Annotated in this window: 11 protein-coding genes; 6 read left to right on the plus strand and 5 right to left on the minus strand. The window is 72.0% G+C overall.

The window, feature by feature from the left end:
* Nucleotides 1-257: 257 nt before the first annotated feature.
* From DKT69_RS26830 to mce, 4 genes are all read right to left on the minus strand, one after another.
* Nucleotides 258-2,582, minus strand: coding sequence for a coiled-coil domain-containing protein (locus DKT69_RS26830; protein ID WP_109804285.1), 2,325 nt, complete (start codon nucleotides 2,580-2,582; stop codon nucleotides 258-260).
* A 168-nt stretch (nucleotides 2,583-2,750) separates the two neighbouring features.
* Entirely contained in the window at nucleotides 2,751-4,004 is a 1,254-nt protein-coding gene (locus DKT69_RS26835) for a DivIVA domain-containing protein (protein WP_109804286.1), read from the minus strand.
* 278 nt (nucleotides 4,005-4,282) lie between these two features.
* Nucleotides 4,283-5,638: a crotonyl-CoA carboxylase/reductase gene (gene ccrA, locus DKT69_RS26840; RefSeq protein WP_109804295.1), complete on the minus strand. Its 1,356-nt coding sequence runs from the start codon at nucleotides 5,636-5,638 to the stop codon at nucleotides 4,283-4,285.
* A 340-nt stretch (nucleotides 5,639-5,978) separates the two neighbouring features.
* The gene (gene mce, locus DKT69_RS26845; RefSeq protein WP_109804287.1) at nucleotides 5,979-6,455 is read right to left on the minus strand and encodes a methylmalonyl-CoA epimerase; all 477 of its coding nucleotides are present in this window, start codon (nucleotides 6,453-6,455) and stop codon (nucleotides 5,979-5,981) included.
* A gap of 61 nt (nucleotides 6,456-6,516) precedes the next feature.
* On the opposite strand from mce, the gene DKT69_RS26850 reads away from it, so the two are divergent.
* The 3 genes from DKT69_RS26850 (at nucleotide 6,517) to DKT69_RS26860 (ending at nucleotide 9,216) form a co-directional block, all read left to right on the plus strand.
* A complete protein-coding gene (locus DKT69_RS26850) occupies nucleotides 6,517-7,710 on the plus strand; it encodes an acetyl-CoA C-acetyltransferase (protein WP_109804288.1) in 1,194 nt (397 codons plus the stop codon).
* A 68-nt stretch (nucleotides 7,711-7,778) separates the two neighbouring features.
* Nucleotides 7,779-8,714, plus strand: a complete 936-nt coding sequence (meaB, locus tag DKT69_RS26855) for a methylmalonyl Co-A mutase-associated GTPase MeaB (protein ID WP_236648371.1) — start codon at nucleotides 7,779-7,781, stop codon at nucleotides 8,712-8,714.
* Between the two features lie 88 nt (nucleotides 8,715-8,802).
* The gene (locus DKT69_RS26860; RefSeq protein WP_109804290.1) at nucleotides 8,803-9,216 is read left to right on the plus strand and encodes an Asp23/Gls24 family envelope stress response protein; all 414 of its coding nucleotides are present in this window, start codon (nucleotides 8,803-8,805) and stop codon (nucleotides 9,214-9,216) included.
* Between the two features lie 57 nt (nucleotides 9,217-9,273).
* Here the strand turns inward: DKT69_RS26860 and DKT69_RS26865 are convergent, their stop codons facing one another.
* Nucleotides 9,274-9,894 (minus strand): TetR family transcriptional regulator C-terminal domain-containing protein, encoded by a 621-nt coding sequence (locus DKT69_RS26865; protein ID WP_109804291.1) that lies wholly within the window; start codon nucleotides 9,892-9,894, stop codon nucleotides 9,274-9,276.
* A 108-nt stretch (nucleotides 9,895-10,002) separates the two neighbouring features.
* Between DKT69_RS26865 and DKT69_RS26870 the strand changes: the two genes are divergently transcribed.
* The 3 genes from DKT69_RS26870 (at nucleotide 10,003) to icmA (ending at nucleotide 12,801) form a co-directional block, all read left to right on the plus strand.
* Nucleotides 10,003-10,719 (plus strand): SDR family NAD(P)-dependent oxidoreductase, encoded by a 717-nt coding sequence (locus DKT69_RS26870; RefSeq protein ID WP_109804292.1) that lies wholly within the window; start codon nucleotides 10,003-10,005, stop codon nucleotides 10,717-10,719.
* Between the two features lie 32 nt (nucleotides 10,720-10,751).
* Complete coding sequence (locus DKT69_RS26875; RefSeq protein ID WP_109804293.1) at nucleotides 10,752-10,991, plus strand: tautomerase family protein; 240 nt, start codon at nucleotides 10,752-10,754, stop codon at nucleotides 10,989-10,991.
* A gap of 121 nt (nucleotides 10,992-11,112) precedes the next feature.
* Complete coding sequence (gene icmA / locus DKT69_RS26880) at nucleotides 11,113-12,801, plus strand: coenzyme B12-dependent isobutyryl-CoA mutase large subunit (protein WP_109804294.1); 1,689 nt, start codon at nucleotides 11,113-11,115, stop codon at nucleotides 12,799-12,801.
* Nucleotides 12,802-12,804 lie beyond the last annotated feature (3 nt).

A 12,804-nucleotide genomic window follows, 5' to 3' on the forward strand; every position in this document is an offset into this window, starting at 1 on the left:
ACGGACGGGCGCAGCGCCAGGCCGAGCGCCGTCACCGTCGAGTCCGACTGACCGCCGCGGCACCCGCGCCCGGCGAGAGCGGATCGACGTCGCCGCTCGGCGATGTGGCGGTGTCCGGGGACGCCCCGTGCTGCCAGGTCGGGGAGGTAGCGGTGCGCGCACCGGGGTCGGGGATGTGGCGGTGTGCGGGGCGGCGAATCACCCCCCACGTTGCGGCGACGTCGATCCGCTCTCGCCGGGCGCGGGTGCCGCGGCGGTCAGTCGGACTCGACGGTGACGGCGCTCGGCCTGGCGCTGCGCTCGTCCGTGGTCGGCTTCGTCGGTCGCTTGCCGTTCTCGCCGGTGCTGGTGATCTTCGTCGGGGTGGCGCCCCGGCCGCCCTCGCCCGGCACGGCGGCCACGGTTGGCTCACCGTCCACGGCGGCGGCGCCGTCCACCGTGGTCACCGGCTCGCGGACCGGACGGGCCGGTCCGGCGTCGGCCGTTGCGGCGCCGGCGCCGGCCGGCTCCTTCGCACCGGCCGCGGTCGCCGGCTCCTTCGCTCCGGCCGGGGCGGCCTTCGCCGGCTCCTTCGCTCCGGCCGGGGCGACCTTCGCCGGCTCCTTCGCTCCGGGCGGGGCCGCGGTCATCGGCTCCTTCGCTCCGGGCGGGGCGGGCGTCGCCGGCTCCTTGCCGTTGGCGGGGACCGGTGCCCTGCCGTTGGCGGTCACCGGCGCCCTGCCCGTGCCGGAGACCGGGTTCGCGCCCGTGCCGGTCGTCGGGCCCGCGCCCCCGCTGGCGGCTCCGGCCAGCTTGCCTGGGCTGACCGGAGTGGCCGCGAGGCCGGCGGACGCCGCGCCAGTGGCGTCCTGCAGGCGCAGCTCGGCCAGCTGCCGCTGGAGCTCGTCGGACTCCTGCCGGGACTTCCAGGTCTCCTGCCGCAGGTCGGCCAGTTCCTGCTGGGCCTGCGCGATCTCCAGCATCACCTGGGCGAGCTGCTGCCGGCCGGTGGCCACCTCCTGCTGGGTGGCGGCGAGGTGCTGCTGGGTGGTGGCGAGGTGCTGCTGGGTGGTGGCCGCGTACTCCTCGAACTGCCGGCGTGAGGCGGCGACGTGCTCGTCGGCCTTGCGGCGCTTGCCGGCGGCGTCGGCCTCGGCCCGGCGGAGCAGCTCCGCGGCCTCGTCCTCGGCGCGGCGCCGCATGGTCAGCGCGTCCTGCTCGGCGGCCTCGCGGATCGCCGCGGCGCCCTGCTCGATCTCGTTCCGCCGGGCCGTGTACGTCTGCTCCAGCTCGTCCTGCCGGGTCTTGTGTAGCTTCTCCAGCTCGGCGTGCCGGGTGGTGTGCTGCCTGTCCAGCTCGTCGCGGCGCTTGGCGAACTCCTGCTCGGCGGCGGCTCGGCGCTGGGCGAGCTCCTTGTCCGCCGCCTCCCGTCGGGAGTTGACCTCCTGCTCCACCCCGGCCCGCCAGGCGCCCAGTTCCTGCTGCGTCTGGGCGCGGGCGTGCTGGACGTACGCCTCGGTCTCGCTCCGCATCCGCTGGACGTACGCCTCGACCTCGGCCCGGTTGCGCTTGCCGGCGTCGGCGGCCTCGGTGGTGAGCCGGTTGGCCTCCTGCCGGGCCCGGCCGCGGGTCGCCTTCGCCGCCTCCTCGGCGTCGTCGACGATCTTCTTGGCCTCCTGGAGCGCCTTGGCGTGGGTGGCTCGGCTCGCCTCGGTCGCGGACTCGGTGAGGCGCTTGGCCTCCTGCTGGGCCTTGGCGTGCACCTCCTTGGCGGCCTCGCGGAGCTGGGTGGCCTCCTGCTGGGCTTTGGCCACTGCCGCCTTGGCCGACTCCCGCAGCCGGGTGGACTCCTGCTGGGCCCGGGTGTGGATCTCCTTGGCGGTGTCCCGGAGCTGGGTGGCCTCCTGCTGGGCCTTGGCGAGTGCGTCCTGGGCGGTCCGGCGCAGCGTCTCCGCCTCTTCCTTGGCGGTCCGGCGCAGCGTCTCCGCCTCTTCCTTGGCGGTCCGGCGCAGCGTCTCCGCCTCTTCCTTGGCGGTCCGGCTCAGCGTCTCCGCCTCGCCCTTGGCGGTCCGGCTCAGCGTCTCCGCCTCGTCCTTGGCGGCCTTCAGGTGGGCGTCCGCCTCGGCCTTGCGGGCGGCGGTGTGCCGCTCCTCCTCGGCTCGCCGGGCGGCGAGGGCGATCTCGAAGTCCTTCAGCGCCTGCGCGGCCTGCTTCCGGGCCTCCTCGATGATGTGCTCGGCGGCCGCCCGCCGCGCCTCGATCTCCTCGTTGGCGGAGGTGAGAATGTCGTCGGCCTGCTCCTCGGCCATGGTGAGGATCTGCTCGACCCGGGGCCCCAGGTGCCGGAACGAGGCGCGGTCCACCACGCCCACCTGCTTGCGCACCTGGGCGAGGTCGCGTTGCAGCACCTCGACCTGGCCGGCCAGCTTGTGGATCTGCGTGTACGCCTGCTCCCGCTCGGACGTCAGGGTGGCGATCTCGTGCTCCGCACGAGCGACGTACCGGTCGACCTGTCGTTTCTCGTACCCCCGCAGAGCGGACTCGAAGCTTGGCTCCGTGGTCACGTCCCCGCCGAGAGCAAACAGTTCCTCGCCGTGCGACATGCCCCCATCCTCACACGCATCCGGCTCTGCTGGGGCGATACGGACGCCCCTGTTGGGAGCTACTTCACCGATAGGACGGAACGGGCGGCGAAAGCATGACGGCGCGGGGTTCCACCGGTCACCCGGTGTCACCCCGCGCCGTGGATCATGCCCCGATGCGGGTGGTGCTCAGTTGGCCGACTCGGCGGTGACCCGCTCCTCGGAGCCCTCCTTCTTGGCCGCCTCCGGCTTGGCCGCGGCCGCCGGCACGCCCGGCACGATGCCGGCGAGACCGGAGAGCATCTGCCCGAGCTGAGAGGTGACGGCGTCCTTCTGCCGGGTGAGGTCCTCGACCTCGCGACGGGCCGCCTGGGTGGTCAGCTCGGCCTCGGTGCGGGCCTCGCTGAGCAGGCGCTGCGACTCGGCCTTGGCCTCGTTGAGCGTCTTCTCGGCCAGCGCCTTGGCCTTCTCCACCGTGTCGTTGGCGGTGCGCTCGGACTCGACCCGGCGGACCTCGGCCCGCTGCTCGATCTCCTTGGCCCGCTCCTGGGCCGCCCGGGCCCGCTGCTCGGCCTCGCTGACCAGCTTCTGCGTCTGCGCGACCTGCGCGGCGTGCCGCTCGGACTCCTCGCGCTCGGCCTTCTCCCGCCGCTCGGCGAGCTGGAGCTCCAGGGCCTGCAGGTCCTTGTCGCGCTTGTCCCGCGCGTCGGTGAGCAGCTTGGTCGCCTCGGCGCGCTTCTCCTCGGCCTCCCGCGCAGCCTTGGCCCGCTGCTGGGTGATCTCCCGCTCGGCGGTGGCCCGCAGGGTCGCCACCTCACGCTCGACGGTGGACTTCAGCTCGGCCACCTCGTGCGCGGTGACGGTACGCAGCTGCTTGGTCTCCCGCTCGGCGTCCGCGCGCAGCGTGTCCGCCTCGCGGCGGGCCTGGACCCGGACCTCCGCGGCCTCCCGCTCGGCGACGGTGCGGACGCTGCCGGCCTCCCGCTCCGCGGTGGCCTTCATCGCGGCCGCCTCGGCGCGCGCCTTGTCGGTGATCTCGCGGGCCTCGAGGCGGGCGGCGGAGAGGATGCCCTCCGACTCGCGCTTGGCCTCGTTGCGGTGGTCGTTGGCCTGCTCCTCGGCCAGCCGGAGGATCTGCTCGACGCGGGTGCCGAGGCCGGAGAGGGTCGGCCGGCTGTTCTCCTCGAGCTGCTTGTTGGTGTCGGTGAGCTTCTGCTCCAGCGCGTTCTGGCGCTGCTCGGCCTGGCGGAGCCGGCGCTGGGCGTCGTTCATCCGCTGCTCGGCCTCGGCGCGGGCCTGCTCGGACTGGGTCAGCGCGGCGGTCAGCCGGCCGATGAAGTCATCGACCTGACCGGTGTTGTATCCGCGCAGGCCAACGGTGAAATCGGGCTGCGAGTTCGCGTTGTCGAAGAACGCGAGAGGGGAGGACTGCTGCTGGGGCATTGGGACATACTCGCAGACCACCCGGGGTCGTTCGCAAGAGCGGTCCCGAGCTTTCGTGTCCTCATTACATGGTCAACTCCGGGCGCCGCCGGGACCCGGACCAAACGGCGATCTTGGCAGCTCCCGGGCGGGTCGGACGTCACGCATGGTGAACGGGAAAGGGGCCGCGGGACGAGGCCCCGCGGCCCTTTGTCAGCCGTGACTCGAATGGTGTGCCGGTCGGCGGAAAGGCAATGGCCGCCTCGCCGCAATGGTCGACCCGGCCGTACCCGTACGGGTCAGTGGCCCCGGAACCGGTTGATCGCCGTTTCGTGCCGGGCGCGCAGCTCGGTGTCGCGGACGCCGAGGCCGTCGGCGGGCGCGAGGCACCGGACGCCGACCTTGCCCTGGTGCGCGTTGCGGTGCACCTCGTACGCGGCCTGGCCGGTCTGCTCCAGCGGGTAGGTCCTGGACACCGTCGGGTGGATCTTCCCGAGCGCGACGAGGCGGTTGGCCTCCCACGCCTCGCGATAGTTGGCGAAGTGGCTGCCGACGATCCGCTTGAGGTGCATCCAGAGGTACCGGTTGTCGTACTGGTGCTGGTAGCCGCTGGTGGAGGCGCAGGTGACGATGGTGCCGCCGCGCTTGGCCACGTAGACGCTGGCGCCGAAGGTCTCCCGGCCCGGGTGCTCGAAGACGATGTCCGGGTCCTCGCCGCCGGTCAGCTCGCGGATCCGCTCGCCGAAGCGGCGCCACTCGTCCGGGTCCTGGGTCTCCTCGTCCTTCCAGAACCGGAAGCCCTCCGCCGCGCGGTCGATGACCAGGTCGGCGCCCATCTTCCGGCACAGCTCGGCCTTCTCCGGGGAGGAGACCACGCAGACCGGGATCGCCCCGCCGTTCAACGCCATCTGGGTGGCGTAGCCGCCCAGGCCGCCGGAGGCGCCCCAGATCAGCACCACGTCGCCCTGCTTCATGTTGGCCCCGTGGTGGGAGACCAGCTGCCGGTACGCGGTGGAGTTGACCAGCCCGGGGCTGGCCGCCTCCTCCCAGCTCAGGTGGCGCGGCTTGGGCATCAGCTGGTTGGCCTTGACCACGGCCAGCTCGGCGAGGCCGCCGAAGTTGGTCTCGAAGCCCCAGATCCGCTGCTGCGGGTCGAGCATGGTGTCGTCGTGGCCGGCCGCGTCCTCCAGCTCCACCGACAGGCAGTGCGCGACCACCTCGTCGCCGGCCTTCCACTTCGTCACCCCGGGGCCGGTGCGCAGCACCACGCCGGCGGCGTCCGACCCGACCACGTGGTACGGCAGGTCGTGCCGGCGGGTCAGCTCGGAGAGCCGGCCGTAGCGCTGGAGGAACTTGAAGGTCGACAGCGGCTCGAAGATGCTGGTCCAGACGGTGTTGTAGTTGATGGCGCTGGCCATCACCGCGACCAGGGCCTCGCCGGGGCCGAGCTCCGGGGTGGGCACCTCCTGCAGGTGCAGGGCCTTGCGCGGGTCCTTGTCCCGGGTGGCCATCCCGTCGAACATCCGGGTGTCCTCGGCGCGCACCACCACGCCCCGGTAGGTCTCCGGTACCGGCAGGCCGGCGAGGCCGGCGAGCTCCCGCTCCGGCTGGTCGGAGCCTTCCGCCGCCATGATCGCTTCGAGGATGTCCTGCACGGTGACCTCCCGTTCGTCCGCACCCACGCCCGGGGGGCAGGGGGTGCTGCCATCGTCGGCGCCGGTGCGACCGACCGCCATGTCGGCAATCGACACATCCGGCACCGGTCGCGCTCCTGTGGGGCCGGACGTTACTGAACGGTAGCTAGGGCGGGAAGTCCTCTGTGAAAAACTGCATCGACCGATGCGTGGAGCTGTCCGTGGGAAGGCCCAACCGCGCAGCGCCGCACGCCTTCCCGCGTGGTGGGACGCCGGCACGGTGGGCCGGTCCGGACTGCGGCAGGTCGCCGCGTCCCGGACCGGGACCCCGCGACCTGCCGCATCCGACGAACCGAACCGGTCAGTGGCCGTCGGCGGCCGGCTCCACCAGCTCGACCAGGACGCCACCGGCGTCCTTTGGGTGGACGAAGTTGATCCGGGAGTCGGCGGTGCCGCGCTTCGGCTTCTCGTAGAGCAGTCGGACGCCGCGTTCCCGCAGCGCAGCGCAGGCCGCGTCGATGTCCGCCACCGTGTACGCGACCTGCTGCACGCCCGGCCCGTTGCGGTCGAGGAACTTGGCGATCGTCGACTCCGGGGTGAGCGGGGCGAGCAGCTGCACGCAGCCGCCCTCGGTGGTCGGGCCGACGGCCAGCATCGCCTCGCGTACGCCCTGCTCGGCGTTGGTCTCGGTGTGCACGCAGCGCATCCCGAAGGTGCGCTGGTAGAAGTCGATCGCGGCGTCCAGGTCGGCCACCGCGATCCCGACGTGGTCGATGCGGCGCAGCCCGATGTCTGTGACGTAGTCCGCAGCGGGCTCGACGGGGGAGTTCTCTGCCATGGCGCTAGTCTGACCGAACAATCGTTAAGGCGTACAGCTCGGCACCCCCTCGGAGGCAGGCATGGCTTCGGTGATCGTCAGCGGCGCGCGGACCCCCATGGGCCGGCTGCTGGGCAACCTCAAGGACCTCCCGGCGACGAAGCTCGGCGGGGTGGCGATCAAGGCCGCGCTGGAGCGCGCCGGCGTCGCCCCCGACCAGGTGCAGTACGTGATCATGGGGCAGGTGCTCCAGGCCGGCGCCGGTCAGATTCCGGCCCGGCAGGCGGCGGTCGAGGCGGGCATCCCGATGTCCGTGCCGGCCCTGACCATCAACAAGGTCTGCCTCTCCGGCCTGGACGCGATCGCCCTGGCCGACCAGCTCATCCGGGCCGGGGAGTTCGACATCGTGGTGGCCGGCGGCATGGAGTCGATGACCAACGCCCCGCACCTGCTGCTCGGTCAGCGCAGCGGCTACAAGTACGGCGACGTCACGATCAAGGACCACATGGCCCTCGACGGGCTCAGCGACGCCTGGGACTGCTGCTCGATGGGCGAGTCGACCGAGCGGCACGGCGTCAAGCACGGCATCACCCGCGAGGAGCAGGACGCCTTCGCCGCGGCCAGCCACCAGCGGGCCGCCGCCGCGCAGAAGAACGGCCACTTCGCCGACGAGATCACCCCGGTGGTCATCCCGCAGCGCAAGGGCGAGCCGCTGGTGATCAACGAGGACGAGGGCATCCGCCCGGACACCACCGCCGAGTCGCTGGGCAAGCTGCGCCCGGCGTTCACCAAGGACGGCACCATCACTGCCGGCAGCTCCTCGCCGATCTCGGACGGGGCCGCCGCGGTGGTCGTGATGAGCAAGGCCAAGGCCAAGGAGCTGGGGCTTACCTGGCTGGCCGAGATCGGCGCGCACGGCAACGTGGCCGGTCCGGACAACTCGCTGCACTCGCAGCCGTCCAACGCCATCAACCACGCCCTGAAGAAGGGCGGCCTCAGCGTCGCCGACCTCGACCTCATCGAGATCAACGAGGCGTTCGCCCAGGTCGGCATCCAGTCCGCGCGGGACCTCGGGATCAGCACCGACAAGGTGAACGTCAACGGCGGCGCCATCGCGCTCGGCCACCCGATCGGCATGTCCGGCGCCCGGCTGGTGCTCACCCTTGCGCTGGAGCTCAAGCGGCGTGGCGGCGGCACCGGCGCGGCCGCGCTCTGCGGTGGCGGCGGCCAGGGCGACGCGCTGATCATCCACGTGCCGGCGGGCGGCGAGAGCTGACCGTGGGCGAAACCGTCGAGAACGCCCCGGCGGCCACCGGATCGGTGCGCCGCAGCCGGGACGTACCGATGCTGGTGGAGCGGGCCCGCGCGGGTGACCCCCGCGCGGTGGCCCGGCTGATCACCCTGGTCGAGTCCGGCGACGAGGTGCTGCCGCAGGTCGCGGCGGCCCTCGCGCCGTACGCCGGTCAGGCCCAGGTGGTGGGCCTGACCGGGTCCCCGGGGGTGGGCAAGTCGACCACCACGAACGAGCTGGTCCGGGCGCTGCGGGCGCGCGGCCACCGGGTCGGCGTGCTGGCCATCGACCCGTCCAGCCCGTTCACCGGCGGGGCGATCCTGGGCGACCGGGTCCGGATGCAGGACCACGCGACCGACCCGGGCGTCTACATCCGCTCGATGTCCAGCCGGGGTCACCTCGGCGGGCTCTCCGCGGCGACCCCGCAGGCGGTCCGGGTGCTGGAGGGCGCCGGCTGCGACGTGGTGCTGGTGGAGACCGTCGGCGTCGGGCAGGCCGAGGTGGAGGTGGCCTCGCTGGCCGACACCACGCTGGTGCTGCTCGCCCCGGGCATGGGCGACGCGATCCAGGCGGTGAAGGCCGGCATCCTGGAGATCGCGGACGTCTTCGTGGTCAACAAGGCCGACCGGGACGGCGCCGACGCCACCGTCCGCGACATCCAGGGCATGATCGCCCTGGGCGAGCGCGGGCCGGGGGAGTGGCGGCCGCAGGTGGTGCGGGCCGTCGCCGCGCGGGGCGAGGGAATCGACGACATCGCCGCCGCCATCGACAAGCACCGCGGCTGGCTGGAGCAGCACGACGAGCTGCGCCGCCGCCGGGAGGCGCGGGCCGCCGCCGAGGTCGAGGCCATCGCGCTGGGCGTCCTCCGCAACCGGATCGGCTCCCTGCGCGACGGTACGGAGCTGCCGACGCTCGCCGCCAAGGTGGCCGAGGGCGCGATCGACCCGTACGCCGCCGCGGACGAACTGCTGGCCCAGCTCGGCGCCTGACCCGTCCACTCCGGACCCCGGCCAACTAGTACGCTCGCACCGCCTCACTGCCGTGGGGCGGTGCGCGCGTGTGTGGTGGGGGAAGAGCATGGCTGACGAGGCGACCCAGGAGTTGTCGGTGACGCCGGACGCGGTGGCGGGCGGCACGACCCACGTCTCCGACGAGGTGGTGGAGAAGATCGCGGTGGCCGCCGCGAAGTCGGTGCCCGGGGTGGCCGAGCTGGGTGGGGACGTGGCCCGGTTCTTCAACGCGGTGCTCGACAAGGTCGGGCTGGACCAGGTGGGCGACGCGACGAGGGGCTGCTCGGCGCACGTCACGAACGGCGCGGCGGTGGTCAACCTGGTGCTGGTGATCTCCGCCGGCCGGCCGGTGCCGGAGGTGACCGACGCGGTGCGGTCGGCGGTGACGGCGGCGGTCGAGGCGTACGGGCTGCGGGTGGACGAGATCAACATCCGGGTCGACGACGTGGCCCTGGGCCGTCCGGCGGTCCCGTCGGCCTGAGGCTGCCCGCGGCGCCGTCCACGTCGATCGGGTGGGTCGTGGTCAGCGCCGGTCCGTTCAGTCCAGTGCCGCCCGAACCTGCGGTGGCACCTGGAGGAGGTCCAGGCTGTTCCGCCACAGCGTCTCGAGCTGGGCCGGATCGTTGAGCAGCTTCGCGAGCAGCGCGCGTCCCTCGATCTGGGCGACCATGGACCGCGCGGCTTCGTGGGCGTCGACCGACGCGCCGGCCTGCCCCAGGTCCTTCGCCTCGACAATCACCTGCTCGATGAGGTCGATCTGGGCCTCGAAGATCTCCTGGAGCCGGCTGCGGATCTCCTCGGCCTGGTTGCTGAGCTCCAGCGCGAGGTTGCCGAAGAGGCAACCGACGACCAGGCCGCCCTTCCGCTGCCCGGCGCGTTGCACCTCCTCGGTGGCCTGGAACAGGTCCCGTAGGCGCCGCAGCGGGTCGCGGTCGCTGCTGAGCAGTTCGACCCACTGCCGCCGCTGGCTCGCCCAGTGTTCGTCGATGACGGTGAGCGCCAGGGCCTGCTTGGACTCGAAGAAGTAGTAGAAGCTGCCCTTGGGCACGTTCGCCGTGGTGCAGATCTCCGCCACGCCCAGCGCCGAATATCCGCGCTGTTCCAGCAGCGTCGCGGCCGCACCGAGGATCTTGTTCCGCGCGTCACTCGTCCGTCCCATGCCTTTGACGATACACGACCGGTCGGCTAGCTTTTTGTCGACCAGTCGTCTACTGGGCATACAGGCCCCCGGCCAACAGGGCATCGGCCAGTCAGGAAGAGGAACGTCATGAGCAGCACGCAGGGACAGAAGGTCGCCGTGATCACCGGGGCGTCGCAGGGCATCGGCGCCGGCCTCGTGGCGGCGTACCGCAAGCTCGGGTACGGCGTCGTGGCGACCTCGCGCTCGATCGGCGACGCCGGCGACCCGGAGATCGTCACCGTCCGGGGCGACATCGCCGACGCCGACACCGCGGAGCGGGTGATCAACGCCGCCCTGGAGCGCTTCGGCCGCATCGACACCCTGGTCAACAACGCGGGCGTCTTCATCGCCAAGCCGTTCACCGACTACACCGACGAGGAGTACGACCTGGCCACCGGGATCAACCTCGCCGGGTTCTTCCACCTCACCCGGCGCGCCCTGCCGCACCTGCTGGCCACCGGCGCCGGACACATCGTCACCATCACCACCAGCCTCGTGGACAATGCCAACTCCAACGTCCCGTCCGTGCTGGCGTCGTTGACCAAGGGTGGCCTCAGCTCCGCGACCAAGTCCCTGGCGATCGAGTACGCGAGCCGGGGCGTCCGGGTCAACGCCGTCGCGCCCGGCGTCATCAAGACCCCGATGCACCCGGTCGAGACCCACGCGGCGCTCGCCGGCCTGCACCCGGTCGGCCGGATGGGCGAGACCAGCGACATCGTCGACGCCGTCGTCTACCTCGAGTCGGCGCCCTTCGTCACCGGCGAGATCCTGCACGTCGACGGTGGCCAGAACGCCGGTCACTGACCCCACCGCAACCCGCAGAAAGGACCACGCCGATGCCGATCGTCACCATCCAGATCACCCGGGAGGGCAGCACGCCCGGTGCGTCCGCGGCGACCGCCGAGGAGAAGGCCGCCCTCATCAAGGGGGTGAGCGAACTGCTGCTCGACGTCCTGAACAAGCCGTTGGACTCGACCTTCGTGGTGATCGACGAGGTCGACACCGAGAACTGGGGACGGGGCGGCCTCCCGGTCGAGCAGTACCGACGACAGCAGAACTCAGGCTCACCGGAGTAACCGCACGGGTGCGTACCGGCCGGTCAGGTTACCGGCCGGTACGAACATCCTTAGCGATCGTTCAGGCAGCCGTTCTACACTCGGTCTTCAGTCGAGGACTCGAGGAGGAGGAGCTCCGCGGATGAACGCCGACGAGATCGCCGCCGGACGGGCACGCTGGCAGGCCCGCTACGACGCCGCGCGCAAGCGGGACGCGGACTTCACCACGCTCTCCGGGATGACCGTGGACCCGGTGTACGGCCCGCCGGAGGGCAGCGCGTACCCGGGCTTCGAGCGGATCGGCTGGCCGGGCGAGTTCCCGTACACCCGGGGGCTGCACCCCACCGGCTACCGCGGGCGGACCTGGACGATCCGGCAGTTCGCCGGGTTCGGCAACGCCCAGCAGACCAACGAGCGTTACAAGATGATCCTCGGCGCGGGCGGCGGCGGGCTCTCGGTCGCGTTCGACATGCCGACGCTGATGGGCCGCGACTCCGACGACCCGCAGGCGCTCGGCGAGGTCGGCCACTGCGGCGTGGCCATCGACTCGGCCGCCGACATGGAGGTGCTCTTCGGCGGCATCGACCTGGCCGGCGTCACCACCTCGATGACCATCTCCGGCCCGGCCGTGCCGGTCTTCTGCATGTACCTGGTCGCCGCCGAGCGGCAGGGCGCCGACCTGTCCACCCTGGACGGTACGTTGCAGACGGACATCTTCAAGGAGTACATCGCGCAGAAGGAGTGGCTCTTCGACCCGGAGCCGCACCTGCGCCTGATCGGCGACCTGATGGAGTACTGCGCCCGGGAGATCCCGCGGTACAAGCCGCTGTCGGTCTCCGGGTACCACATCCGGGAGGCCGGCTCGACCGCCGCGCAGGAACTGGCGTACACCCTGGCCGACGGGTTCGGCTACGTCGAGCTGGGGCTGTCGCGCGGGCTGGACGTCAACGTCTTCGCCCCGGGGCTGAGCTTCTTCTTCGACTCCCACGTGGACTTCTTCGAGGAGATCGCCAAGTTCCGGGCCGCCCGCCGGATCTGGGCCCGCTGGCTGCGCGACGTCTACGGCGCCACCAGCGAGAAGGCCCTCTGGTTGCGGTTCCACACCCAGACCGCCGGGGTGTCGCTGACCGCCCAGCAGCCGGTCAACAACGTGGTGCGGACGGCCGTCGAGGCGCTCGCCGCGGTGCTCGGCGGGACCAACTCGCTGCACACCAACGCCCTCGACGAGACCCTCGCCCTGCCCACCGACGAGTCGGCCGAGATCGCCCTGCGTACCCAGCAGGTGCTGATGGAGGAGACCGGGGTGACCAACGTGGCCGACCCGCTCGGCGGGTCGTGGTACGTCGAGGCGCTCACCGACAAGATCGAGGCCGAGGCGGAGGAGATCTTCGCCCGGATCCGGCAGCTCGGTGGCGAGGGCCCGCACAAGATCGGTCCGATGACCTCGGGCATCCTGCGCGGCATCGAGGACGGCTGGTTCACCGGCCACATCGCCGAGTCGGCCTTCGTCTACCAGCAGGCGCTGGAGAAGGGTGACAAGAGGATCGTCGGGGTCAACTGCCACACCGGCACGGTTTCCAAGGACCTGGAGATCCTGCGCATCTCGCACGAGGTGGAGTTGGAGCAGCGTCGGGTGCTGGCCGAGCGCAAGGCCGCCCGCGACGAGACCGCGGTCAAGGCCGCCGTCGCCCGCATGGTCGAGGTCAGCCGTACCGACGAGAACATGATCCCGGCCATGCTCGAGGCGATCCGCGCCGAAGCCACCCTTGGCGAGATCTGCGACGCCCTCCGCGCCGAGTGGGGCATCTACCGCGAACCCGCCCGCTTCTAACCC

The sequence above is a fragment of the Micromonospora sicca genome, from assembly GCF_003172935.1.
Classification (GTDB): domain Bacteria; phylum Actinomycetota; class Actinomycetes; order Mycobacteriales; family Micromonosporaceae; genus Micromonospora; species Micromonospora sicca.